This is a genomic window from Enterobacter cloacae (assembly GCF_011078175.1).
GTDB classification, from domain to species: domain Bacteria; phylum Pseudomonadota; class Gammaproteobacteria; order Enterobacterales; family Enterobacteriaceae; genus Enterobacter; species Enterobacter cloacae_Q.
Genome location: NZ_JAALCJ010000002.1, coordinates 358,840 through 383,538, shown reverse-complemented (window position 1 = coordinate 383,538; position 24,699 = coordinate 358,840). Strand labels below are relative to the sequence as shown.

General features: G+C 58.5%; 23 protein-coding genes and 3 pseudogenes. 16 read left to right on the top strand and 10 right to left on the bottom strand.

Annotation, left to right across the window (positions count from 1 at the left end):
• The first annotated feature begins 71 nt into the window (after nucleotides 1–71).
• Nucleotides 72–674 (top strand): hypothetical protein, encoded by a 603-nt coding sequence (locus tag G6Q29_RS06035; RefSeq protein ID WP_165464914.1) that lies wholly within the window; start codon nucleotides 72–74, stop codon nucleotides 672–674.
• 27 nt (nucleotides 675–701) lie between these two features.
• Here G6Q29_RS06035 and nfsB read toward each other — a convergent pair whose 3' ends face one another.
• The 3 genes from nfsB to G6Q29_RS06020 form a co-directional block, all read right to left on the bottom strand.
• Nucleotides 702–1,355 carry an oxygen-insensitive NAD(P)H nitroreductase gene (nfsB, locus tag G6Q29_RS06030; protein ID WP_165464913.1) on the bottom strand — a complete coding sequence of 218 codons (654 nt, stop codon included), beginning with the start codon at nucleotides 1,353–1,355 and terminating at the stop codon, nucleotides 702–704.
• Between the two features lie 120 nt (nucleotides 1,356–1,475).
• On the bottom strand, nucleotides 1,476–1,844 hold the full coding sequence (locus G6Q29_RS06025) for an MmcQ/YjbR family DNA-binding protein (protein ID WP_165464912.1): 369 nt from the start codon (nucleotides 1,842–1,844) through the stop codon (nucleotides 1,476–1,478).
• Complete coding sequence (locus tag G6Q29_RS06020) at nucleotides 1,834–2,424, bottom strand: TetR/AcrR family transcriptional regulator (protein WP_165464911.1); 591 nt, start codon at nucleotides 2,422–2,424, stop codon at nucleotides 1,834–1,836. Before G6Q29_RS06020 ends, G6Q29_RS06025 begins: the two co-directional genes overlap by 11 nt.
• Nucleotides 2,425–2,615: 191 nt before the next feature.
• Between G6Q29_RS06020 and G6Q29_RS06015 the strand changes: the two genes are divergently transcribed.
• On the top strand, nucleotides 2,616–3,719 hold the full coding sequence (locus tag G6Q29_RS06015) for an MBL fold metallo-hydrolase (protein WP_165464910.1): 1,104 nt from the start codon (nucleotides 2,616–2,618) through the stop codon (nucleotides 3,717–3,719).
• A 32-nt stretch (nucleotides 3,720–3,751) separates the two neighbouring features.
• A complete protein-coding gene (locus G6Q29_RS06010; protein WP_165464909.1) occupies nucleotides 3,752–4,093 on the top strand; it encodes a RamA family antibiotic efflux transcriptional regulator in 342 nt (113 codons plus the stop codon).
• 97 nt (nucleotides 4,094–4,190) lie between these two features.
• Here the strand turns inward: G6Q29_RS06010 and G6Q29_RS06005 are convergent.
• Nucleotides 4,191–4,433 (bottom strand): annotated as a pseudogene (locus tag G6Q29_RS06005) (TonB-dependent siderophore receptor); the annotation flags it as partial.
• A 13-nt stretch (nucleotides 4,434–4,446) separates the two neighbouring features.
• Between G6Q29_RS06005 and G6Q29_RS06000 the strand changes: the two are divergent.
• Nucleotides 4,447–4,803, top strand: a pseudogene (locus tag G6Q29_RS06000) (alpha/beta hydrolase); the annotation flags it as partial.
• Here the strand turns inward: G6Q29_RS06000 and G6Q29_RS05995 are convergent.
• Nucleotides 4,789–5,037: a DUF1158 domain-containing protein gene (locus tag G6Q29_RS05995; RefSeq protein WP_165464908.1), complete on the bottom strand. Its 249-nt coding sequence runs from the start codon at nucleotides 5,035–5,037 to the stop codon at nucleotides 4,789–4,791. The pseudogene G6Q29_RS06000 and the gene G6Q29_RS05995 sit on opposite strands and share 15 nt — an antisense overlap.
• 489 nt (nucleotides 5,038–5,526) lie before the next feature.
• Here G6Q29_RS05995 and G6Q29_RS05990 point away from each other — a divergent pair, with 489 nt between their 5' ends.
• The 3 genes from G6Q29_RS05990 (at nucleotide 5,527) to G6Q29_RS05980 (ending at nucleotide 12,550) form a co-directional block, all read left to right on the top strand.
• The gene (locus G6Q29_RS05990) at nucleotides 5,527–8,235 is read left to right on the top strand and encodes a cation-transporting P-type ATPase (RefSeq protein WP_165464907.1); all 2,709 of its coding nucleotides are present in this window, start codon (nucleotides 5,527–5,529) and stop codon (nucleotides 8,233–8,235) included.
• 106 nt (nucleotides 8,236–8,341) lie between these two features.
• Entirely contained in the window at nucleotides 8,342–9,406 is a 1,065-nt protein-coding gene (locus G6Q29_RS05985) for an efflux RND transporter periplasmic adaptor subunit (RefSeq protein WP_165464906.1), read from the top strand.
• Between the two features lie 9 nt (nucleotides 9,407–9,415).
• Complete coding sequence (locus tag G6Q29_RS05980) at nucleotides 9,416–12,550, top strand: efflux RND transporter permease subunit (protein ID WP_165464905.1); 3,135 nt, start codon at nucleotides 9,416–9,418, stop codon at nucleotides 12,548–12,550.
• Here G6Q29_RS05980 and G6Q29_RS05975 read toward each other — a convergent pair.
• On the bottom strand, nucleotides 12,501–13,622 hold the full coding sequence (locus G6Q29_RS05975; RefSeq protein WP_165464904.1) for a YbdK family carboxylate-amine ligase: 1,122 nt from the start codon (nucleotides 13,620–13,622) through the stop codon (nucleotides 12,501–12,503). The two genes, G6Q29_RS05980 and G6Q29_RS05975, sit on opposite strands and share 50 nt — an antisense overlap.
• A gap of 105 nt (nucleotides 13,623–13,727) precedes the next feature.
• On the opposite strand from G6Q29_RS05975, the gene G6Q29_RS05970 reads away from it, so the two are divergent.
• Nucleotides 13,728–14,618: an oxidoreductase gene (locus tag G6Q29_RS05970; protein ID WP_165464903.1), complete on the top strand. Its 891-nt coding sequence runs from the start codon at nucleotides 13,728–13,730 to the stop codon at nucleotides 14,616–14,618.
• Here the strand turns inward: G6Q29_RS05970 and G6Q29_RS21680 are convergent.
• Both G6Q29_RS21680 and G6Q29_RS05965 read right to left on the bottom strand, forming a co-directional pair.
• A pseudogene (locus G6Q29_RS21680) lies at nucleotides 14,615–14,701 on the bottom strand (AraC family transcriptional regulator); the annotation flags it as partial. The gene G6Q29_RS05970 and the pseudogene G6Q29_RS21680 sit on opposite strands and share 4 nt — an antisense overlap.
• A gap of 139 nt (nucleotides 14,702–14,840) precedes the next feature.
• Complete coding sequence (locus G6Q29_RS05965; RefSeq protein WP_165464902.1) at nucleotides 14,841–15,293, bottom strand: Lrp/AsnC family transcriptional regulator; 453 nt, start codon at nucleotides 15,291–15,293, stop codon at nucleotides 14,841–14,843.
• A 195-nt stretch (nucleotides 15,294–15,488) separates the two neighbouring features.
• On the opposite strand from G6Q29_RS05965, the gene G6Q29_RS05960 reads away from it, so the two are divergent.
• From G6Q29_RS05960 to G6Q29_RS05945, 4 genes are all read left to right on the top strand, one after another.
• Entirely contained in the window at nucleotides 15,489–16,115 is a 627-nt protein-coding gene (locus G6Q29_RS05960; protein WP_165464901.1) for a LysE family translocator, read from the top strand.
• 120 nt (nucleotides 16,116–16,235) lie between these two features.
• The gene (gene brnQ / locus G6Q29_RS05955) at nucleotides 16,236–17,549 is read left to right on the top strand and encodes a branched-chain amino acid transport system II carrier protein (RefSeq protein WP_165464900.1); all 1,314 of its coding nucleotides are present in this window, start codon (nucleotides 16,236–16,238) and stop codon (nucleotides 17,547–17,549) included.
• A gap of 5 nt (nucleotides 17,550–17,554) precedes the next feature.
• Nucleotides 17,555–17,857 carry a hypothetical protein gene (locus G6Q29_RS05950; protein WP_165464899.1) on the top strand — a complete coding sequence of 101 codons (303 nt, stop codon included), beginning with the start codon at nucleotides 17,555–17,557 and terminating at the stop codon, nucleotides 17,855–17,857.
• Between the two features lie 88 nt (nucleotides 17,858–17,945).
• Nucleotides 17,946–18,725, top strand: coding sequence for an NAD(P)-binding domain-containing protein (locus tag G6Q29_RS05945; protein WP_165464898.1), 780 nt, complete (start codon nucleotides 17,946–17,948; stop codon nucleotides 18,723–18,725).
• A 156-nt stretch (nucleotides 18,726–18,881) separates the two neighbouring features.
• Here the strand turns inward: G6Q29_RS05945 and G6Q29_RS05940 are convergent, their stop codons facing one another.
• Entirely contained in the window at nucleotides 18,882–19,337 is a 456-nt protein-coding gene (locus G6Q29_RS05940; RefSeq protein ID WP_165464897.1) for a hypothetical protein, read from the bottom strand.
• Nucleotides 19,338–19,614: 277 nt separating this feature from the next.
• Nucleotides 19,615–20,496, bottom strand: coding sequence for a LysR substrate-binding domain-containing protein (locus G6Q29_RS05935; RefSeq protein ID WP_165464896.1), 882 nt, complete (start codon nucleotides 20,494–20,496; stop codon nucleotides 19,615–19,617).
• Nucleotides 20,497–20,601: 105 nt separating this feature from the next.
• Here G6Q29_RS05935 and budA point away from each other — a divergent pair, with 105 nt between their 5' ends.
• The 4 genes from budA to G6Q29_RS05915 all read left to right on the top strand — a co-directional run bounded on the left by budA (nucleotide 20,602) and on the right by G6Q29_RS05915 (nucleotide 24,595).
• Complete coding sequence (gene budA, locus G6Q29_RS05930; RefSeq protein ID WP_165465083.1) at nucleotides 20,602–21,381, top strand: acetolactate decarboxylase; 780 nt, start codon at nucleotides 20,602–20,604, stop codon at nucleotides 21,379–21,381.
• A gap of 13 nt (nucleotides 21,382–21,394) precedes the next feature.
• Nucleotides 21,395–23,074, top strand: coding sequence for an acetolactate synthase AlsS (gene alsS, locus G6Q29_RS05925; RefSeq protein ID WP_165464895.1), 1,680 nt, complete (start codon nucleotides 21,395–21,397; stop codon nucleotides 23,072–23,074).
• Between the two features lie 20 nt (nucleotides 23,075–23,094).
• On the top strand, nucleotides 23,095–23,865 hold the full coding sequence (locus G6Q29_RS05920) for a (S)-acetoin forming diacetyl reductase (protein ID WP_165464894.1): 771 nt from the start codon (nucleotides 23,095–23,097) through the stop codon (nucleotides 23,863–23,865).
• Between the two features lie 256 nt (nucleotides 23,866–24,121).
• Nucleotides 24,122–24,595 (top strand): cold-shock protein, encoded by a 474-nt coding sequence (locus tag G6Q29_RS05915; RefSeq protein ID WP_165464893.1) that lies wholly within the window; start codon nucleotides 24,122–24,124, stop codon nucleotides 24,593–24,595.
• Nucleotides 24,596–24,699 lie beyond the last annotated feature (104 nt).

The following is a 24,699-nucleotide window of genomic DNA, read 5'->3' as shown; positions in this document are numbered from 1 at the left end:
CCAACCGACTGAATCGACATCATTTCGATGAGGGATTAAGTCGACTATACTCACGCCATGAGAAACAACTAATGTCGCCACTGATGATTGATTCCGCAGACTTCAGCCAAAAACTCGGCCTTATCTCCCGAAACGTCGAACACACCGAAGCGTTCCTGGCACGAGGCACGGTGGATTTTCATCTGCCGGGGTTTCTGCTACCTGTGGGATACCGGCTCCTGAAATCGCGTTATGGTGATGAATATCGTCTCGTGACCACCGATGACGGCAAACCTTATACGGCGTATGCCGTAAAGCTTACATTTCATAAAGAAATTACCTTTCCCCACGGTGCCGCCACGCAGGTGATGGTGTGGCGTACTCCACGTGCCGTTCATCAACGCGTGATAAGTGGGTTGCCACAACTCTTTTTTCAGTGGGTGCTAAGCGAATACGACATCGTTGTCTCTGACAGCGAACAAACGGGGGACGGGCAACGGTTCTGGCTGCGCATGATCGACTGGGCGTTTACCATGAACTATCGCATTAGCGTGGCGGACGGTACGGTGGGAGAAGAGTGGACGTTAACGCCCGTAAATTCTTACGCTGAGCTGGAAGAGCGCTGGATTGCTTTTGCCTGGGGAAACGATCGTGAGGTTCATCCGCATCGCAGGCTTGTCATCAGTAAAACGTAATGGGCCGCATGCAGCGGCCCATTTTTATCAGCACTCGGTCACAATCGTGCTCAGCGGCAGGCGAGATTTCGGCAGCGTGGCGTTGAAATCTTCAACGCTGTGATGCCCGACCGGGACCACCACCAGGCTGGTGAAGCCTTTCTCTTTCACGCCAAACTCTTCATCAAGAATAGCCGCGTCAAAGCCTTCAATCGGCACCGCGTCCAGGCCCATCGCGGCGACGCCCAGCAGGAAGTTGCCGACGTTCAGGTAAACCTGCTTCGCCATCCACTGGTCGTCATCTTTCAGATCCACGCGGTGCATGTCGGCAAAATAGCAGCGGCCTTTGTGGTTCGCGGCTTTTGCTTCTGGCGTGGCGAAACGGCCGTCAGCCTCTTCCTGATCGACGACGCGCTCAAGCCAGGCATCGTCCATCGCGGTTTTCGCGCAGAACACGACCACGTGAGAGGCATCCAGCATTTTACGTTCGTTAAACACATAGGTGCCCGCCGCGGATTTTGCCACGCGCGCTTTACCCTCTTCCGTGCTGGCAACAATAAAGTGCCACGGCTGGGAGTTAGTGCTGGACGGGCTGTATTGCAGCAGCGTTTTAATTTTTTCCGCTTCGTCTGCGGTCAGTTTTTTGGCTGGGTCGAACGCCTTGGTTGAGTGGCGTTTCAGGGCGACAGAAATAATATCCATAACAACTCCTGGTGATAAAATTCGCCCGTACGCGGGCGCGAAAGGAGAGCAGATTACCGCGCGAAGCGGCAAAAGATAAGTGCATTTCGAGCGCTTAATCTGTTCGTCTCAGACGAACAATCAGGCGGGGCGTATCCACTTCTGGTCTTTTTTCGGCAGTTTATCAACGACCAGATTCCACGAATCCGTAATCAGGTCGGTGACCAGTTCAGGCGTCACGTCGTCCGTGCCATAAAGAGAGATCCAGTGCTTTTTATTCAGATGGTAACCGGGCTCCACGCCCCGGTAGATCTGCTGATTTAACAACGACTTTTCCGGATCGGATTTCAGGCTAACGTGCGGCCTTCCGTGTGCGGTTGCCATCAGCATAAAAATTTTCCCGCCCACTTTGAAGACGTCGTACTCCGGGCCGAAAGGCCAACAATGTTCGGTAAAAGGCATCTCCAGCGCGACGCGCTTCGCGTGTTCCTGCAAGGATTTACTGTCCATCGCTCTCCTCCTGAGCCAGTCCGCGCCACATGACCTCAAAACCCAGGGCTTTAAAATCGACGGCGCGGGAGGGATCGCGGGTGGCAAACTCCATCGTGCTTTCGGCCAGCGATAAAAACAGCGCATCGCCAAACGTTTTGAATTCATCCGACATAAACACCGGGCGCACCGCACGACGGCACAGCTCATGGAGTTCCGGGAACATCTCTTTCACCGCCATTTCCGTTTCGGCGCTCAGCTTTTCACTGACCCCAATCTGGCGGATAGCCGCATGCGCAACGGGATTACGGATCCCCCAGTCCACGTAGCTGTTCCAGATATTACGGGTATGCTCTTTTGGCTCGGTGATGGTGCGATCGAGATTCGCCAGCATGGTCTGGCAGAGATCCTGCTTCAGATGCAGGTAGAGGGCATTCAGCAGATCGTCTTTGGTAGCAAAGTAGCGAAACAGGGTCCCTTCAGCGACGCCCGCATTACGGGCAATTAACGCCGTTGAGGCGGCAATACCTGACTGGGCAAACGCAGCCGTTGCTGCTTCCAGTAAGGCCTGTTTTTTATCTTCACTCTTCGGACGTGCCACTAAATTTTTCCTCCCGTCAATTGTAAAAGCCCTGATTGAAACACGTGCTTTGTTACGCTGCAACGCGGAATGTCAAAGATCGAAAACCTTCTTGACGGCGTAAGCATCCCATCTATAATGAGTGCCTACTCACTCATAATCAAGTGTCACCCGCGCAAACCATCGGAAGGGGCGCGTTGGCGGGTCAGGAAATGAAAAAGCCTCTATTCATCTGCGTGGTGTTAGTCATGATTATTGCTTCAGCTGCCAGTTTACCCTTTGTACTGAATGCCGGATTTGGCCAGCCGCCGCAGGGGGCGCAGCTCTCTGAAGTGGAAGCCTCCCCGCACTATCGCGACGGGCAATTCCACAACACGCTCCCTACGCCGGGCTTTACCGGGCAACAAAATATGCTGGTGGCGTGGTGGCAGTTCCTGACCCGTAAAACCGAAAACGCCCGTCCTGCGCGGCCGCTGCCGCTGGTGAAAACCGAGCTGGCGAGCCTGTCGCCTGAACAAGACACGTTGGTGTGGCTCGGCCACTCCTCCTGGTATATGCAGCTGGCGGGAAAACGTATTCTGATCGACCCGGTTCTGAGCAGCTACGCCGCGCCGTTCTCTTTCCTCAATAAAGCGTTTGCGGGGGAGTATCCATGGCGTGCGGAGAGCATGCCGGAGATCGACCTGCTGATTATCTCTCACGATCATTATGACCATCTGGATTATGCGACCATCAAGGCGCTGCTGCCGAAGGTTAAGCGCGTGGTCACCCCGCTTGGCGTAGGGTCGCATCTGCGCTACTGGGGGATGGATCCCGCGATCGTCACTGAGCGCGACTGGAATCAGTCGGTGCATATTAGCGATGCGCTGACGGTTCACGTGCTGCCGGCGCGCCACTTTTCCGGACGCGGCATTAAGCGCAACCAGACCCTGTGGGGCAGCTTTATGTTTGTCACCCCAGAGCAGAAGGTTTATTCCAGCGGAGATTCCGGTTACGGCCCGCACTTCAAAGCGATTGGTGAGCAGTTTGGCGGAGTGGACCTGGCCATTATGGAAAACGGGCAGTACGACCAGGACTGGAAGTACATCCATATGCACCCGGCGGAAACGGCACAGGCCTCGGCAGATCTCAGTGCCAAAGCGGTCGTGCCGGGCCATAACGGGCGTTTTGTGCTGGCGAAACATACCTGGAACGATCCGCTGATCCAGCTGGCGAAAGCCAGCAAGGATAAGCACTACCGGCTGCTGACGCCGGAGCTGGGCGAGCCCGTGCGGATAGGTGATTCCACGCAACAATTTCGCGCGTGGTGGGAATAATGTTTAAGCAAGAAGCAGAGGGGGAGAGCAGTATGACGATTTCCGCTCAGGTCATTGATACGATAGTCGAATGGATCGATGACAACCTGCACCAGCCGTTACGCATCGAAGAGATTGCCCGTCACGCGGGTTACTCAAAATGGCATTTACAGCGGCTGTTTATGCAGTACAAAGGTGAAAGTCTGGGGCGCTACATCCGCGAACGCAAGCTGCTGCTGGCGGCACGCGATCTGCGTGAATCAGACGAGCGCGTGTACGATATTTGCCTGCGCTACGGGTTTGATTCGCAGCAGACCTTTACCCGCATCTTCACCCGCACCTTCAACCAGCCGCCCGGGGCGTACCGCAAAGAGAATCATATCAGGGCGCACTGAAAAACATCCCCTCACCCTAACCCTCTCCCCAAAGGAGAGAGGGGACGATTACACCCTCGGGGAGAGGGCCAGGGTGAGGGGCCAGACCGCACCATGCTTACCAGCTGTAATTCACCGTCGCCGTCACCGTTCGGCCTATCCCGTAGAAACACGCCGTATCGCTTGCGCACCACGCCACATACTTCGTGTCTGCCACGTTATTGACGTTGAACTGCACGCTTGCCCCTTTCAGGCTGCGGTTCATCTCGCCCAGATCGTAGCGGAGCATCGCGTCATACAGATCCACCGATGGCACCTTGAAGGTGTTCTTCGCATCGCCGTAGCGGGTGCCGATGTAGCGCTGCTGCCGTGGCTACGGGGGAATTGCCTCTTCATGGGTGGCGTTGCGCTATCCGCGCCTGTTTGGCAACGTGCTGAGCCTCTTCGGTTCATCCTGGTGGGCGCCGGAAGGTAACGCCCCTGGCTCGCTGACGCGTCAGTACCAACAGTCTCCACCGTATCCGGTGCGCTTCTGGTTACAGGCCGGGAGGTTTGAAACCACGGGGCCGGGCGGCGGCATTTATCGCATCACGCAGGCATTAGAACAGGTGCTCAGGGAAAAAGGCTATCGTGCCAGTTTCCACCCATGGTCCAGCGGCCACGACTACGCGGCCTGATGTGAAGCGCTGATCCACGGGATGCGCGATCTCACTGGCTTACGACGCCAGTGAAAACCAGCGGCGCCAGACGAAACGCAGAATAAAGAATTCGATGGCGCCGAGCGCTAAAAACCACAGGCAGAACAGAATGGTATAAAGCTGATTCAGATCGACCATATGAAAGGTCTGAACCAGCTTCTGCGCCAGCACCAGACCCAGCGACGGCGCAGGTAACAGCAGGCAGGAAAGCAGGGCCATCAGCAAAATACCCCCTGCGGTGAGCAGCGATTCTAGCGGGTGTTTCATCGTAATGTTAATCGTCAGTTAAAAATGTCATTGTCCGGCATCCTGAAACGTAAAGCAATATATTCCCCGCAGGCAAAATAGCGTCGCAAGTCTTCTTTATTCCGCGAATTAATCACAGAAAACAGATAATATTCCCAGAGCGATTAAATTAATTTCGCGTTATGTAAATAAACGTCTTTCTCACGAAAATAATTTTACAAAGCTATAGGTGCTATATCCAATTAACGTCGCAATAACAATGGCTGCGACAATGTATAACGCCAGGCGCCGTCCGCGATAAATACCAAACATGCTTCCTCCTCGTTTAGTGTTGGTTTAGAAATATTTTGTAAGAATCAACGCATCGAAATAATTTTTAATCAGTTTTGAATAACCAGCCAGTCAATATATTGCGGTAGATCAATTTAACCCGCAAGATGTAAAAATGAATTATTTAAAGCCAGAAAGGAATTCCGGCTTCCGTCCACCGGATATTGAAGGAAAAATACCATGACCCAAAAAAAACTCTCGCAGAATGTGTCACCCGCAGGCGGGCAGGCGTACCAGCAGACCGTAGAGCAGGTGCTTGCTCAGACGCAGAGCCGGGCGAGTGGCCTGGACCGCACCGAGGCGCAGGCGCGTCTGCAAAAACATGGCCCGAATGCGTTACCGGAGAAAAAAGGCAAGCCGGGCTGGCTGCGTTTTCTCGCGCATTTTAACGATGTCCTGATTTACGTCCTGCTGGCGGCAGCCGTATTAACGGCGGTAATGGGGCATTGGGTTGATACGCTGGTTATTTTAGGCGTGGCGGTTATCAATGCCTTAATTGGGCATATTCAGGAAAGCAATGCGGAAAAATCCCTGAAGAGTATTCGCAATATGCTCTCCAGCGAAGCGCGCGTTATTCGTAACGGCATCCATGAAACGCTACCCACAACTGAAATAGTCCCGGGCGATATTATTGTATTACGCGCCGGGGATCGTATTCCGGCGGATATGCGTTTAATTGAGGCGCATAACTTACGCGTGGAAGAGGCGATTCTGACCGGTGAATCCACCGTGGTGGATAAACACACGAATCCATTGAACGGTGAGCTGCCGCTGGGCGATCGCACCAACCTGGTCTTTTCCGGTACGACGATAAGTGCGGGTGGCGGCGTGGGCGTGGTCATTGCCACGGGGCAGGAGACCGAACTCGGCCACATCAACCAGATGATGGCAGGTATTGAAAAGCACCGCACGCCGCTGCTGGTGCAGATGGACAAGCTGGGTAAAGCGATCTTCGCCATCATTCTGGCGATGATGGCCGCGCTGTTTGTCTTCAGCCTGGTATTCCGCGAGATCCCGATGGGTGAGCTGCTGCTCTCCCTTATTAGCCTGGCGGTAGCTTCCGTACCGGAAGGTCTGCCGGCGATTATCTCCATCATCCTCTCTCTGGGCGTACAGGCGATGGCGCGCAAGCGGGCGATTATCCGCAAGCTGCCGACGGTTGAAACCCTGGGCGCGATGACCGTGGTCTGCTCGGATAAAACCGGCACCTTGACCATGAACGAGATGACGGTGAAAGCCATCATCACCGCGGACGCCTGCTACCGCGTGGACGGTAACAGCTACGAACCGGTGGGGAACATCTATCTCGAAGGCAGCGACGAGCCGGTGCAGATCCAGCCGGGCACCGTGCTGGAGCAGTACCTGCGCACCATCGACCTGTGCAACGACAGCCAGCTGATTCAGGACGAGCGCGGCCTGTGGGGCATCACCGGCGGGCCGACCGAGGGCGCGCTGAAGGTGCTGGCGGCGAAAGCCCACCTCGCGCCTGTCATGACCACGCTGATTAACAAGATCCCGTTCGACTCGCAGTACAAGTACATGAGCACCCACTACCAGATTGGTAGCGAGGAGCAGATCCTGATCACCGGTGCGCCGGACGTCATTTTCGCCCTGTGTGAGCAGCAGCAGACCCGCAACGGTGCGGAAACCTTTGAGCGCGCGTACTGGGAAACGGAGATGGAACGCTATGCGCGTCAGGGGCTGCGCATGGTTGCCGCGGCGTTCAAGCCAGCGAACGGTGAGCAGGCATTAACTCACGATGACCTGAGTCACGGTCTGATCTTCCTCGGCATCGCCGGGATGATGGATCCGCCGCGTCCGGAAGCGATTGAGGCGATTAACGCCTGCCAGCAGGCAGGGATCCGCGTGAAGATGATCACCGGGGATCACCCGCAGACGGCGATGAGCATTGGCCAGATGCTGGGGATCGCCAACAGCGAGCAGGCGGTGACCGGCTACCAGCTCGAGAAAATGAACGACGCGGAGCTGGCGGACGCGGCGGTGAAGTATGACATTTTTGCCCGTACCAGCCCGGAGCATAAGCTGCGCCTGGTGAAAGCGTTGCAGGACAAAGGTGAAATCGTCGGCATGACCGGTGACGGGGTGAACGATGCCCCGGCGCTGCGCCAGGCGGACGTCGGCATCGCGATGGGCATTAAAGGCACGGAAGTGACCAAAGAAGCGGCGGACATGGTCCTGACGGACGATAACTTCGCTACCATCGCCAGCGCGGTGAAAGAGGGACGTCGCGTTTACGACAATCTGAAGAAGACCATCCTGTTCATCATGCCGACCAACCTGGCGCAGGGGCTCTTGATTGTGATTGCGCTGCTTGCGGGAAATATCATTCCGCTGACGCCGGTACTTATCTTGTGGATGAACATGGCGACCTCCGCCACGCTCTCCTTCGGCCTGGCCTTTGAAGCCGCCGAGCGCAACATTATGCGCCGTCCGCCGCGTCAGACCGGGCAGCACGTGATGGACGCCTACGCCGTCTGGCGCGTGGCGTTCGTCGGCACCATGATTGCCATCGCCGCCTTTGCGCTGGAAGCGTGGCTGGCCCCGCGCGGCCACAGCGCGGAGTTCATCCGCACCGTGCTGTTGCAGATGCTGGTCTGCGCCCAGTGGGTATACATGATTAACTGCCGCAACACCGACGGGTTCTCCCTGAACCGCGGCCTGCTGGCGAACAAAGGGATCTGGCTGGTCACGGGCGTACTGTTCCTGCTCCAGGCGGCGATTATCTACCTGCCGTTTATGCAGATGCTGTTCGGCACTGAAGCGCTGCCGCTGCGCTACTGGTTCGTGACGCTGGCGGTGGCGGGGGTGATGTTCTTCGTCGTCGAAATCGAGAAGCGACTGACCCGCAGGTTCCGTAAGGCTGCATAACCTTTTGCCCTCACCCTAACCCTCTCCCACGGGGAGAGGGGACTCTGACCGCCCTCTCCCTGTGGGAGAGGGCCGGGGTGAGGGAAAACAACGCCGAGGTATTCCCATGAAATTCCCACTTCTGTTCGCGCTCCTCGCCGCTACCCTGCCGCCCGCATTCGCCGCGGCCATTCCCGTTCGCGTTGCCGCCGTGGAGCAGACCGCCCACGCTGCCGAGCGCCAGATCCCGGGTCGCATCGAGGCTATCCATACCGTGGAACTGCGCGCGCGTACGGAGGGCGTCATCACCAAAATCCACTTCCGCGACGGCCAGTATGTGAAAAAAGGCGACGTGCTGTTCGAACTGGACGACGCCGAGCCGCGTACCGCCGTACGTCTGGCGCAGGCCGAAGTAAAAAGTGCTGAAGCCACGCTGCGCCAGGCGCAGCAGCAGCTTTCCCGCTTTGAAAGCCTGGGCAGCAGCAAGGCCATCAGTCGGCATGACGTGGATAACGCGCGCATGCAGCGCGATGTCGCCAGCGCCGTGCTGGAGCAGGCGAAAGCCCGGCTCGAAACGCGTAACGTCACCCTCAATTATACCCGTATCGCCTCCCCGATTGACGGGCGCGTGGGGCACAGCAACTTTCACGTCGGTAGCCTGGTGAATCCTGCCAGCGGCGTGCTGGTGGAGGTGGTGCAGCTTGATCCGATCCGTATCGCCTTTGCGCTGGAAGAGGGCGCGTTTGCCACTAAAGCCGGAGAGCATGCGGATATCAGCGCGATGAAGCAGGCCTGGCAGGCGCTGATCGACAGCAACGGTCAGCGCGTCAGCGGCGAGCTGACGTCGGTGGATAACCGTATTGATCCGCGCACCGCCAGCGTGATGCTGCGCGCCGAGTTTGCCAATCCGCGCCATCAGCTACTGCCCGGCGGCAATGTGAACGTGTTTTTGCGCCCGGCAAGCGAGCAGCCGGTGTTGACGCTGCCCGCAGCCGCCGTACAGCAGAACGGCGACGGCTACTTTGCCTGGGTGGTTAACGCTGACGGCAAAGTCGAAATGCGCTCGCTGAAGGTTGCCGGGCAGATCGGCCAGCAGTTCCGGGTTGCCTCTGGCGTAAAGCCCGGTGAGCGCGCGATTACTGACGGTGCGCAGCGCGTACAGCCAGGCGTTGCCGTGCAGATACTGAATTAAGGAGCCATCATGCTGACGTTTTTCATCAAACGCCCGCGCTTTGCGATGGTGATTGCGCTGGTCATCACCCTGCTGGGGGCCATCGCGCTGAGGATTATTCCGGTGGAGCAGTACCCGCAGATCACTCCGCCGGTCGTGAATGTGTCAGCGTCATGGCCGGGCGCCAGTTCGGCAGACGTGGCGGAGGCCATCGCTACGCCGCTTGAAACGCAGCTGAACGGCGTGGATCACATGCTCTATATGGAATCCACGAGTTCGGACGAAGGCACCTACAGCCTGAACATCACCTTTGCGGCGGGCACCGATCCGGATCTCGCCGCCATCGACGTGCAAAACCGCGTGGCGCAGGCCGTGGCCCAGCTGCCCACGGAGGCGCAGCAAAACGGCGTGCAGGTGCGCAAACGTGCCACCAATCTGATGATGGGGGTAAGTCTTCACTCACCGAACAATACCCACACGCCGCTGTTCGTCAGTAACTACGCCAGCACCCAGGTGCGCGAGGCGCTGTCGCGTCTGCCGGGCGTTGGTCAGGTGCAGATGTTTGGTGCGCGCGACTACAGCATGCGCATCTGGCTGCGTCCGGACCGGATGAACGCCCTGAACGTCACCACGGACGACGTGGCGCAGGCGCTGCGCGAGCAGAACGTGCAGGGGGCGGCAGGCCAGGTCGGCACGCCGCCGGTGTTTAACGGCCAGCAGCAGACGCTGACCATCAACGGTCTCGGCCGCCTTAATCAGGCGGAAGACTTCGCCGACATCATTATCCGCGCGGGCGAAATGGGCCAGCTGGTGCGTCTGAAGGACGTCGCCACGATTGAACTCGGCTCGCGCAGCTACAGCTCCGGCGCGCAGCTGAACGGACACGACTCCGCCTACCTCGGTATTTATCCGACGCCATCCGCCAACGCCCTGCGCGTGGCCGACGCGGTGCGCGCCGAGCTGGAGCGCCTCGCGTCGCGCTTCCCGGACGACCTGGTCTACGAGGTGAAATTCGATACCACCACCTTCGTGGCGGCCACCATCAAGGAGATCGGTGTCTCGCTGGCGCTGACGATGCTGGCGGTAGTGGCTGTGGTATCCCTGTTCCTGCAAAGCTGGCGTGCGACGCTGATTGTTGCGCTCGCCATTCCGGTGTCGCTGGTAGGCACTTTTGCGGTGCTCTACACGCTGGGCTACTCCGCCAACACGCTGAGCCTGTTCGCCATCATTCTGGCGCTGACGATGGTGGTGGATGATGCCATCGTGGTGGTGGAGAGCGTCGAAACGCTGATTGCGGAAGGGCAGAGCCGCACGGCGGCGACCGCGCTGGCGCTGCGCCAGATTGCCGGGCCGGTGATAGCCACGACGCTGGTGCTGCTGGCGGTATTTGTGCCGGTGGCGCTGCTGCCGGGGATTGTCGGTGAGCTGTACCGCCAGTTCGCGGTCACGCTTTCCACGGCGGTCACGCTCTCAAGCCTGGTGGCGCTGACCCTGACGCCCGCGCTGTGCGCGATGCTGCTGCGTCCGCGTCCCGAGAAACCTGCGGCAGTTTATCGAGCCTTTAACCGTGGGCTGGATGCCACGCGCAATCTCTATACCCGGATCGTGAGCGTGTTCACCCTGCGCCCGTGGCTGGCGTTGCTGGCTACCGCGGGCGCGGCGGTCGTGGTGACGTTCAGCTTTACGTCGATGCCAAAAGGCTTCCTGCCGCAGGAAGACCAGGGCTACTTCTTCGCCAGCGTCCAGCTGCCGGAGGCAGCCTCGCTGGAGCGCACCGAAGCGGTAATGACCACCGCGCGCGAGCTGATCGCTAAAAACCCGGCGGTAGAAGACGTGATTCAGGTCTCCGGGTTTAACATCCTCAACGGCACCAGCGCCTCCAACGGCGGGTTTATCTTCATCATGCTTAAAGACTGGAGCGAGCGTCCGCCGCTGGATGAGGTGATGGGCACCCTTCAGCGCCAGCTGCTGGCCCTGCCGGAAGCCACCATCATGACCTTCGCGCCGCCGACGCTGCCGGGGCTGGGCAACGCCTCCGGCTTCGACCTGCGCATTCAGGCGCAGGCGGGGCAAAGCCCGGCGGAGCTGGAGCGCGTGACGCGTGAGGTGCTGGCGAAAGCCAACCGGCACCCGCAGCTGAGCCGCGTGTTCACCACCTGGAGCAGCAACGTGCCGCAGATGACGCTCACCGTTGACCGCGAGCGCGCGGCCCGCCTCGACGTACCGGTGTCGCGCATCTTCAGCAGCCTGCAAACCGCCTTTGGCGGCACGCGCGCCGGGGATTTCAGCGTCAACAACCGCGTTTACCACGTGGTGATGCAGAACGAGATGCAGTGGCGCGAGCGCGCGGAGCAAATCAGCGAGCTGTTCGTGCGCAGCAACAGCGGCGAGCGGGTGCGTCTGAGCAACCTCGTCACCATCACGCCGACCGTCGGCGCGCCATTTATTCAGCAGTACAACCAGTTCCCGTCGGTATCGGTGAGCGGCTCGGCCGCGGAAGGGGTGAGCAGCAGCACCGCAATGGTGGCGATGGGCGAGATTCTGGCCGAAAACCTGCCAGCCGGGTACGATTACGCCTGGAGCGGCATGTCGTATCAGGAGCAGCAGACCGGCAATCAGGCGATATGGATTGTGCTGGCGGCGGTGGTGATGGCGTGGCTGTTTCTCGTCGCCCAGTACGAGAGCTGGACGCTCCCGGCGAGCGTGATGCTCTCGGTGCTGTTCGCCCTCGGCGGGGCGCTGGTCTGGCTGTGGCTGGCGGGCTATGCCAACGACGTGTACGTGCAGATAGGTCTGGTGCTACTGATAGCCCTTGCCGCCAAGAATGCGATTCTTATCGTGGAGTTCGCCCGCGCGCGGCGGATGGACGGGATAGCGATTGTCGATGCCGCGCGGGAGGGGGCATCGCGCCGCTTCCGTGCGGTGATGATGACCGCCGTGTCGTTCATCATCGGCGTCCTGCCGATGATGCTGGCGACCGGGGCGGGTGCCCAGAGCCGTCGCATCATCGGCACCACGGTGTTCAGCGGCATGCTGGTGGCGACCGTGGTGGGGATAGTGTTCATCCCTGCGCTGTTCGTGCTGTTCCAGCGCCTGCGTGAGTGGGGCCACGGTCTTACGGACTCGTCGCCCACAGCTCGCAGTGCTTCTGAACCAGAGAGATAAGCGAGCCGCCGTCGGCGATAAAGTCCCGCATCCGCTGCGCCTCGCTCTTGCCCTGCTTTAACAGCAGGGCAATTTCCTTGATTGCGCTCGTTGCGCCGAGCTTCTCGGCGGACGGCGCAACCTGCTCGAGCAGCCAGGCGATATCTTCCGCCACGGTTTTGTGCTCGCCGGTATGCACGTCCGTCAGAATGCCCTCCAGCCCGTAGCGACAGGCCTGAAAACGGTTAAAGCGGTACAGCAAGAAATCCTTCTCCTGATGCTTATAGGGCCGCGCGGTCAGCAGCCAGTGTGACGTCGCCTGAATCAGCCCGGCGATATTAATGGCGTGGCCGAGCGTCAGCGGCGTATCCATCACCCGCACCTCCACGGTGCCGAAGTGCGGGCTGGGGCGGATGTCCCAGTGGAGATCTTTAATGCTGTCGATCATGCTGGTGGAGCTCAGGCGGCGGAACAGCCCCTCGAACTCCTGCCAGCTGTTGACCCACGGCATCTGGCCGTTATCCGGGAAGCCCGAGAAGATGTTGAGACGCGATGAGGCGAACTTGGTGTCCGTGCCCTGCATGTAGGGCGACGCGGCGGCGAGGGCGATAAAGTGCGGCACAAAGCGCGACAGGCCGTGCAGCAGGTAAATCGCATCGTCCCCGGTCCGGCAGCCGACGTGTACGTGCTGGCCGAACACAGTCGCCTGCAAAATCAGATAGCCAAAGCGCTCCAGCGTGACGTTATAGCGCTCGTCGTCGCACACCTCCTGGCGCTGCCATTTCTGGAACGGATGCGTCCCACCGCCGCAGATCTGGATATGCTGCTCCGCCGCCGCGCGCAGGATGCTCTGCTGCATCACCGAGAACTGCGCCGCCGCCTGGTCGATGGTCTGGCACACGCCGGTGGCGATTTCGAGCATGCTTTCGGTGATGTCGTGTTTGACTTCGCCCCCTTTGATGTCGTCTTTGACGGCGGCGATGAGGGCAGAGGAGTCCTGGCTCAGATCGTAACCCGGCGGGTTAACCACCTGGAGTTCGAGCTCAATGCCGAGGGTATAAGGTTCAGAGGACTTGAAATCGGGTAAGGGCATGGCGCACTCCGTTGTCTGTTATGTGTTGAGTATAGACAATGGGCGTGGCGCGCTCTTTTCAGGGTGGTATAACGGATAACAGGCTTAGCAAAAGGGGAGTGACCCATGTCTGACTATCCAACCATTGCGCTGACAGGACCGGGTGCGATTGGGACCACCATCGCCGCGGTGCTGCATGAAGCGGGCCGCACGCCGCTGCTGTGTGGTCGTACCGCGCATCCGGAACTGCGCCTGCGTCACGATGAGGGTGAAATTGTGGTGCCCGGTCCGGTACTCACCGATCCCAGCGTCATTACGCGCCCCGTTGACCTCGTTTTTTTGGCGGTCAAAACGACGCAAAATGCCGACAGCGCCGGGTGGCTGCGGGCTCTGTGCGATGAGAACACCGTGGTGTGCGCCCTGCAAAACGGCGTGGAGCAGAAAGCCCAGCTTGCGTCTTTGGTCAATGGTGCAGCGGTGCTGCCGTCGGTGGTCTGGTTCCCGGCCCAGCGCGAGCCGGACGCCTCCGTCTGGCTGCGGGCAAAACCGCGTCTGACGCTGCCGGACGTGCCGCAGGCGCAGCGGGTGGTGGAGGCGCTTCGCGGGACGCGCTGTGACGTTGAGCTCTCGGCAGATTTCGCCACCGTCGCCTGGCGCAAGCTGCTGCAAAACGCGGTCGCCGGGCTAATGGTGCTGGCCAATCGCCGCGCCGGGATGTTCAGGCGCGAGGATATCAGCGAGCTGGCGCTGGCCTACCTGCGTGAGGGGCTTACCGTCGCCCGCGCCGAGGGGGCGAAGCTTGACGATGCGGTGGCTGAGGAGGTTCTGGCGAACTTTCAGCGTGCGCCAGTGGATTTGGGCACGTCGATACTCGCCGACCGTCAGGCGGATCGCCCGATGGAATGGGACATCCGCAACGGCGTGATCCAGCGCTATGGCCGCAGGCACGGTATTGCGGTGCCCATCAGCGACGTGGTGGTGCCGCTGCTGGCGGCGGGGAGTGAGGGGCCGGGTTAACGGCCGCTGTTTTTCCGTTCGGCAAAGTAATGGGCGGCCGTGCTGCCCATCGCTTTTCTGAACAAGGTGATAAACGCATTCATACCTGAGAGTAGCGGCGGGCCGATAGAGAGGAAGGGAGATGAATATGAATATGAATGTCCGCTCTGTGCCAGGAGCGGACGTTGCATAAAATCCTGCCCTGAAAAAGGCCGTAACAGCCCGGCCACCGCTCTCTGCAAATCAGGGCGACACTGGCCTGTTATGGACGACGGTTTTCATCACCAGAGTTGAAGTAAGACGCTGAACGCCGGGCAGTGCGGAAAGGTTAAGATCATAAAGACGCTGAAAGCTTTCCATGTCCCGTGTCAGAACGTGCAACATATAATCCGGGTTACCAAACAGCCGCTGCGCAGTTATTACTTCCGGGACTTCAACCACCGCCTCCTCAAAGCTGCTCACCGCCTTACGATCTGCCTTTTCAAGCGACACAAAAACGATCACTGAAAAGCTCAGTCCGAGTTTCCCGGTATCCACCTGAGCACGGTATCCACTGATGATGCCCGACTCTTCCAGGCTTTTTACGCGCCGGTGGCAGGGCGAAAGGCTGAGTCCTACCTTCTCGGCCAGCTCAGTCAGGGACAGCCGCCCGTCTGCCTGGAGTTCAGCAATGATTTTTTTATCTGTCCTGTCCACTCTCTTCCGCCTTTTTCGTCAATCACCAGAGCCGTTATCCCTTTTAAATGTATCAGAGGGAATTATTTCCAGTAAACCCACAACATAAGCAAACATCTTCCAATATATAAGCCATTACCGGCTAATCAGGAAAGTTTTGCCCCTGCGCAGTTGATAAAATCGTAGGCGGTTTTAACTGATTAAAAAGGTGATGAAGTGGATTACAGTTTGCTCGCAGCGTTCTGGATTGTGTCATTTTCCCTGGTCATGACACCCGGGGCGGACTGGGCCTATGCTATCTCCTCGGGCATGCGCAACAGAATGTTGTTTCCTGCCGTCTCCGGCATGCTGCTCGGGTATGTCGTCATAACGGTTATCGTCGCGGCCGGCGTCGGTGCGCTGGTCGCCAGCGTGCCGGTAATACTGACGGTGCTTACCTACGCCGGGGCAGCCTATCTGCTGTGGCTGGGAGTGGGCGTCCTGCGCAATCCCCCGGTTCCCTCTGTCGGAAATTTTAATGAAACGGTAAACGGGTTCCGTACGCTGATGAAAGGGTTTGGCATCAGCGGGATGAACCCGAAAGCACTGCTGCTTTTCCTGGCACTTCTGCCGCAGTTCACCAGTCGGGACGCGGGCTGGTCTGTTGGTGTGCAAATTTTCTGTATGGGGCTGGTACAGATCATCAACTGCGCGATTGTCTACAGTGCGGTCGGGCTGGGTTCGAAAGCGATTCTGCGCACGCGTCCGGCGGCGGCGCGGCGGGTCAGCCAGTTCTCGGGCGTAGCCATGATGGCCATCGCCTTCCTGCTCATCGGTGAGCAGCTCTACACATCCTTCAGGTAACGACATCAGGCCATGCCGCGCCCGGCTTCTGCCCCTTTAAGCCCCGGCATCGGTAACAGTAAAAAATCGGGCTGACCGCGATGCGGAACCGGCACCCTTAAACACATCATCGGCATATAAATGAATACATTTCGTATCAGAGACATTGTTATCCTGGGTTTCATGAATTTTGCCCTGTTCGTCGGCGCCGGCAATATCATTTTCCCGCCATTCATCGGTCTGCAGGCGGGCACGGCGGTCTGGACGGCAGCCGCCGGATTCCTGCTGACGGGCGTCGGCCTTCCGGTTTTGACAGCCATAGCGATGGCAAAGGCAGGCGGTGCCTTATCAGCCGTTACCCGGCCGGTGGGCAGGGTATGTGGTTTAATGCTGGCCGTAATCTGTTACCTGTGTATCGGGCCGTTCTTTGCCACGCCCCGCACCGCTACGGTTTCCTATGAAATCGCCATTCAGTCTTTTACCGGTAGCGCGCGCTGGTTACCGGTCTGGAGCGTGGTTTATTTCGGTATTGTTATCCTGGTTTCACTGCACCCTGGCAGGCTACTGGATACGGTTGGCCGGTTTCTCTCCCCGGTTAAAATCCTGGCTCTGATTGTCCTTGCCGCAGCGGCACTGGCATATCCTGCAGGCCAGCCCCGTGCCCCTGAAGGGGCTTACGCGACCGCCGCATTTTCACAGGGACTGACCAGCGGCTATCTGACCATGGATACGATGGCATCCCTGGCTTTCGGCCTCGTTATCGTTAACGCAATTCGCTCCCGGGGCGTGACGTCAGCACGCCTCATTACGCGCTACGCCGTCCTGTCTGGCCTGATTGCGGGCGTCGGCCTGGCGCTGGTTTACCTGAGTCTTTTCCGGCTTGGCACTGGCAGCACGGGGCTGATCGTAAATGCGACAAACGGGGCGCAGGTGCTCAGCGCCTACGTACACCATGTCTTTGGCGCAGGCGGAGATGTGTTCCTGGGCGCGCTCATTACGCTGGCCTGCCTGGTCACCGCCATTGGCCTGACCTGCGCCTGCGCCGCCTGGTTCAGTTCCGTGACCCGTATCAGCTATCGTGCCTATGCCTGGTTCTTCGCTGTGTTCTCCATGCTGGTATCCAATATGGGCCTGACGCAGCTTATCGCCGTATCGGTACCGGCGCTGACGGCGGTGTATCCGGTCTTTATCGTGCTCGTCCTGACTTATTTTATCCGGGCGCGTTTTCACTCACCCGCACATGTTATCGCGCCCGCTGCTGTGGTTTCATTTTTATTCGGCATCGCTGACGCGCTTTCCACTGCCGGCATCAGCGCGTGGCCCTTTGTTATGGTGCGATACCTTCCCCTTCATAACCAGGGGCTCGCCTGGGTGCTGCCTTCTCTTGTGGTTTTGATCGCGGCGGCAGCCGCCGAGCGCTGGCGTTCAGCTTCATCCGTGACTGAAAAGGGATAGCGGCAATGACAGAGCTTAATGTCGCGCGGCAGAAGGTAACGGGCGCAGTGCTTTTGCCCTGTCTGATGGCGGTGTTCTTTATCGTCTTTAGCGGGCTGGAAAATGTCCTCTGGCGCACCGGAAAAAGCTATCCGGCTGCGCTGGCCCAGACGAGATACGTTGATGACATTCGTCTGCTGACACCGCAGGCTGCGCGGGAAATATGCCGTCTGCCATTGACGCAGCCTGAGTTAGTTAAAAAACACAACGGCACCTATCTGCGATGCGGCACACCCTGGTTTGAGGGTGTATACCGGATAACTTACTGACATTGCCAATCCGGGCGGGCATGTCCGGTGGGGAAAGGAACAGTATGAAACAGGCCATTTCGCCTGTCTGGAACATGAGGAGCGGCAAATGAAAACAGGTATTCTTGGCGTGGGCGAGCTGACGGAGAAGGTTGTGGCGGGTCTCTACCGAAAAGGCGCTAAAGCTGAAATTGTACTGTCACCCAGGAATGCAGGGCGCGCCGGCAGGCTACGGGAAACCTTCGGTTGTCGCGTGGCGGTAAGCAATCAGTCAGTTGCTGACGAAGTTGACATACTGATTGTGGGCGTCCGGCCCGATGCGCTGAAAAACCTGGCGTCAGAAATAAGGCTGCGTCCTCATCAGTTGCTGGTTTCGCTTGTAGCCGGTGTCAGCTCGGCACAACTGCAGACGCTGTTCAGCCATCAACGTGTGGTGAGAATGATGCTAACTTATGCTGCCGAAATTAACCGGACCACGGTTGTGCTGACAGCCTGTGAAGACAACATCCGGACGTATTTTTCTGCTCTCGGTAACGTAACCGTTCTGGAAAACGAAGACTGGTTTGAGCTGGCGACGGTCAGCATGTGCATGAACGGCTGGCTTTACGGCCTCGCTGACGGCCTGCAGGGCTGGTTGGTGGAAAAAGGCATGCCTCAGCATCATGCGCGCGCCCTTGTACTCGGTGCTATGCGCGATTGTGCCGATTATGGAGTACACAACGCCAGCGTGCCCCTTGAGGCTATGCTTCAGGCGATCGCCACCGAAGGAACATTTACCGCGCAGGGACTCGATATCCTGCATGAGCAGCATAGTCTGCAGCCATGGGTAACGGCGGCCGATGCGGTCGTTCAATCTTTACGTGCCGAAAAGCAGGCATGCAAGAAGTAACCCCTCCCGGAGGTGATGAAACTGATATGTGGAGGTGCGAAATGCTGAGCGTCCGCTCCTCGCTCTTAACGGACACTCAACAAACAACGCTATTTTTTTAGTAAGGCCAAAGTCCTGCATTTTACCCAGCAGAACCCCGGCCTCCCTTCACCCGCCTCAGTGCGTCGCTATATAAGGCTCCTTCACAAACTCCGCCAGCAGCCAGACCATATCATGCAGTAGCCCGGTGAGTTCTTTCGCCACGTTCGCAGGCAACGTCCCGCCCATCACCGCCAGCGTTAACGCCACGGCATAGTCCACCTGCAACACCGTATCCTGCCAGCAGTCCGGCATACAGGAGGCGATCTTTTCCCCTGCGATCAGCTGTTCAACCAGATACGAAGGCAGTTCGGCATCGCAGCATTCCCGCAGCCGTTTTAGCGCTGCCAGCAGTTGCTTACAGAGCGTGGCAAGCGTCATCGCATCGTCCGTTTCCACCAGTACGCTCACGTACGCCGCACAGGTGTCAGCCAGTTCAAAGAGATCCGCAGAATCGGGAAGTTGCAGGTGAAGAAGATGTTGAGCAGCGCTTTCTTCAGCGCGTACGTATGATAATCCAGGGGTAGTCGCCATTTAGCATCCTCGTTGTCTAAAAAATGTCATGTTATGCTAACGGGTTCCTACGCCCGGTTACGGATGTGCCGCAACGCAGGCACTTTACGACCGCGGAGAAGGGATGAAAAGGGATAACCCTGAATTACATAAGGTTGCTTAAAAGTTTGCGAGGCGGCTTCCAGAAGGGAATTGCCGGGTGGCGGCTGCGCCTTACCCGGCCTACAAAACCGCCAACAAGCCGGCCAACCAACCCGCGACATGAACCGTAGGCCCGCGCAAGCGCAGCGCACCGTAGCTACCCCTCGCTCATCATCGCCAGAAACCGCTTTACCGTCCGCGAACGCTCAAAGCGCCGCCAGCAGAGCGCGATATCGGTATAAATCTCCGGTGAGCGCAGCGCATGGTAGGTGACATTCGGCGGAGAAATAGCGGCCATCGATTTCGGCACCAGCGCGAACCCGCCGCCAGCGGAGACCATGCTCAGAGAAGAGGAAAGCTGTGAAGATTGCAGCGTATGTTGCATATCGATTCCGGCCCGCTCGCAGCTGCCGTAAACGCGGTCATACAGCCCCGGCGCGACCTCCTGGGGGAAAAGCACCACCGGCGTATCCCGAAGCTGCTCTAGCGCCAGCGAACCGCAAGCAGCCAGCGGATGATCGCGATGCAGCGCCACTACCATCGGCTCGCGGTCAAGGATTTTGATTTCAAACACCTTGCTGCTCTCGCACGGCAGGCGCACAAAGGCGATATCCAGCTCACCTTCTGCCAGCATCGTCGTCAGCGACGACATATTGGCTTCCACCTGGTGAACCTGCACCGCCATGTTCTGCACCTGAAACTGGCGAATCAGCGCAAAAATTTGGGGATGAAAGGCATCGGAGCTGGTGATCCCAATCGACAGGCTGCCGTTCAGCCCGCGCGCGATGCCCCGGGCTTTCTCCAGCGCGGCGTCGCTCAGCGCCAGAATTTTACAGGCGTCCTCATAGAAGGCTTCTCCCGCCTCGGTCAGCTCTACGCTCCGCGTCAGACGCCTGAACAGCGGGGTGCCCACTTCCTCTTCGAGCCGTTTAATCTGCTGACTCAGAGGTGGCTGTGAAATGCCCAGCGCTTTGGCTGCTTTGGTGAAGTGTCGCTCGCGTGCAACCGCGACAAAATACCGCAGATAACGAAGTTCCATATCTAAAACGTCTCAAACCAGCATGGTTTCTATATTGGAACTCTCTGCTGAATCGGGTCAACATTTATTTAACCTTTCTAAATAAAGTTGAAGAGGACGAGCATGATGATGCATTCATCTGCCTGCGACTGTGAGGCCAGCCTGTGCGAGACCCTGCGGGGGTTCTCCGCCCAGCATCCTGACAGCGTGATCTATCAAACATCGCTAATGAGCGCCCTGCTAAGCGGCGTGTACGAGGGGGAGACCACCATCGCCGACCTGCTGGCGCACGGCGATTTTGGGCTGGGTACGTTCAACGAGCTGGACGGTGAAATGATTGCCTTCAGCAGCCAGGTGTACCAGCTGCGCGCCGACGGCAGCGCCCGAGCCGCGAAGCCGGAGCAGAAAACGCCGTTTGCGGTGATGACCTGGTTCCAGCCTCAGTACCGCAAAACCTTTGATGCGCCGGTCAGCCGTCAGCAGATCCACGACGCGATCGACCAGCAAATCCCTTCCGATAACCTGTTCTGTGCGTTGCGTATCGACGGCAACTTCCGCCACGCCCACACCCGCACCGTTCCGCGCCAGACGCCGCCGTACCGGGCGATGACCGACGTGCTGGACGACCAGCCGGTGTTCCGCTTTAACCAGCGCGAGGGTGTGCTGGTCGGGTTCCGCACCCCGCAGCATATGCAGGGGATTAACGTGGCCGGCTATCACGAGCATTTCATTACTGACGACCGTCAGGGCGGGGGCCATCTGCTCGACTACCAGCTGGAGAACGGCGTGCTTACCTTCGGGGAGATTCACAAGCTGATGATTGACCTGCCCGCCGACAGCGCGTTTTTACAGGCCAACCTTCACCCCAGCAATCTGGATGCTGCGATCCGTTCCGTCGAAAACTAACAGGAGAACTACCGTGAACAGTGAGAAACAGTCACGTCAGTGGGCGCACGGCGCCGATATGGTTGTCGGCCAGCTGGAAGCGCAGGGCGTGAAGCAGGTGTTCGGCATCCCGGGGGCCAAAATCGACAAAGTGTTTGACTCCCTGCTGGACTCCTCCATCGAGATCATCCCCGTGCGTCACGAAGCTAACGCGGCGTTTATGGCGGCAGCGGTAGGGCGGTTGACCGGTAAAGCCGGGGTGGCGCTGGTGACGTCCGGTCCCGGCTGTTCCAATCTGATCACCGGCATTGCCACCGCCAACAGCGAGGGCGACCCGGTGGTGGCGCTGGGCGGGGCGGTCAAACGCGCGGATAAAGCGAAGCTGGTGCACCAGAGCATGGACACCGTCGCCATGTTCAGCCCGGTGACCAAATACGCCGTGGAGGTCAGCTCGCCGGACGCGATTGCCGAGGTGGTATCGAACGCGTTTCGCGCCGCCGAGCACGGCAGGCCGGGGGGCGCATTCGTCAGCCTGCCACAGGATATTGTCGACCAGCCTGCGACGGGGGCGATTTTACCCGCCAGCGGTGCGGCGCTGATGGGCCCGGCACCCGAGTCTGCGATTAACGACGTGGCGAAGCTTATCGAAAACGCCAAAAATCCGGTCATTTTACTCGGCCTGATGGCCAGCCAGCCCGCGAACAGCGATGCCCTGCGCAAGCTGCTGGAGAAAAGCCGTATTCCGGTCACCAGCACCTATCAGGCCGCCGGGGCGGTGAATCAGGAGCACTTCACCCGCTTCGCCGGGCGCGTCGGTCTGTTCAATAACCAGGCGGGCGACCGACTGCTTCATCTGGCGGATCTGATTATCTGCATCGGCTACAGCCCGGTGGAATACGAGCCGTCCATGTGGAACAGCGGCGACGCGACGCTGGTGCACATTGACGTGCTGCCTGCCTATGAAGAGCGTAACTACGTGCCGGATCTCGAACTGGTGGGGGACATCGCCGGAACGCTGAACCTGCTTGCCGATCGCATCGGGCATAAGCTGGAGCTGAGCCAGCGCGCCTCTGAAATCCTGGTCGATCGCCAGCATCAGCGGGATCTGCTCGATCGTCGCGGCGCCTCCCTCAACCAGTTTGCCCTGCATCCGCTGCGCATCGTGCGCGCCATGCAGGACATCGTGAATAACGACGTAACGCTCACCGTGGATATGGGCAGCTTCCACATCTGGATCGCCCGCTACCTCTACAGCTTCCGCGCGCGTCAGGTGATGATCTCCAACGGCCAGCAGACCATGGGCGTCGCGCTGCCGTGGGCGATTGGCGCGTGGCTGGTCAACCCGGGACGCAAGGTGGTGTCGGTCTCCGGAGACGGCGGCTTTTTGCAGTCGAGCATGGAGCTGGAAACCGCCGTGCGCCTCAACGCCAATATTCTGCACATCATCTGGGTGGACAACGCCTACAACATGGTGGCGATTCAGGAAGAGAAAAAATACCAGCGCCTTTCCGGCGTCGAGTTCGGCCCGGTCGATTTCAAAGCCTATGCCGACGCGTTCGGCGCGAAAGGCTTTGCCGTCGAGAGCGCCGATGCGCTCGAACCGACGCTGCGCGCGGCAATGGATGTCGATGGCCCGGCCGTAGTGGCCATTCCCGTCGACTACAGCGATAACCCGCTGCTGATGGGCCAGCTCCATCTCAGCCAGATTTTGTGAATCAATATAAGGACAGAGAAATGCAAAAAGTGGCTCTTGTAACCGGCTCCGGCCAGGGAATTGGCAAAGCGATCGCGCTTCGCCTGGTGAAGGACGGCTTTGCCGTTGCTATTGCGGATTACAACGAAGAGACGGCGAAAGCGGTCGCGGATGAGATCGCCCGCAACGGCGGCAAGGCTGTCGCCGTGAAGGTGGACGTCTCTGACCGCGAGCAGGTGTTTGCGGCGGTGGAAAAAGCGCGTACCGCGCTGGGCGGATTTAACGTCATCGTTAATAACGCCGGGATTGCGCCGTCCACGCCTATCGAATCCATCACGCCAGAGATTGTCGATAAGGTCTACAACATCAACGTGAAAGGGGTGATCTGGGGTATTCAGGCTGCCATCGACGCGTTCCGTAAAGAGGGGCACGGCGGCAAGATCATCAACGCCTGCTCCCAGGCGGGGCACACCGGCAACCCCGAACTGGCGGTCTACAGTTCCAGCAAGTTCGCGGTTCGCGGCTTAACCCAGACCGCAGCGCGAGACCTTGCTCCGCTGGGCATCACCGTTAACGCCTACTGTCCGGGGATCGTTAAAACGCCGATGTGGGCGGAAATCGACCGTCAGGTCTCCGAGGCGGCGGGTAAACCGCTTGGCTACGGGACGGAAACGTTTGCCAAACGCATCACGCTTGGCCGCTTGTCCGAGCCGGAGGACGTGGCCGCCTGCGTTTCATACCTCGCCGGGCCGGATTCTGATTACATGACCGGGCAATCCTTATTGATTGATGGTGGGATGGTGTTCAACTAAATACTAATATACCCGTCATACTTCAAGTTGCCTGTGCGTTGGCTTTCCTCGCTCACCCCAGTCACGTACTAATGTACGCTCCCGGGGATTTGCTGCGTCGCCGCCTTCATGCAACTCGAATTATTTAGGGTAAAAGCTCTGACATGAGTTTTCCCCTGCCCCCGTGCAGGGGCTTTTTTTTGTCTCCTTAGCCATTGTGCATTACACTGCGCGCTGCAAAACTTTAGTCATGACGATTTGACAGGCGATAACAGCGATGAACGGAACAATCACAACGTGGTTTAAAGATAAAGGCTTTGGATTTATCAAAGATGAAAACGGCGACAACCGCTATTTTCATGTGATTAAGGTCGCCAACCCTGATCTGATTAAGAAAGATGCGGCGGTGACGTTCGAGCCGACGACGAATAACAAAGGCCTTTCCGCCTATGCGGTGAAGGTGATCCCGGATAGCAAGTATCTCTATATCGCGGGCGAGCGCGTGAAGCTCACCTCAATCAAATCCTTCGTGGTGTTCAGCGAAGAAGAGCCGGTTGAAACCAAAATCGACAAAGAGAACGCGGTGCTGTCGGTGGGGCTGCTGATGAACAGCATCAAGCCAAAATCCGAGGTAAAACCGGGTGAAATGCGCACGGTGAAGAAGCTGGCAATCACCACCTTCCAGAACACGACAATGATCTTTACCGAAGATGAAATTGATATTGACGCCACGGTGAAGTTGCTGAAGTAACCTTTTTGCCGGGGGGCGGCGATGCCTTACCCGGCCTGCATTTTCTGATCTTTTCGTTCTCTTTTTAACCTGCTATAACAAACTCCTTACCTTTCAGGGAGTCA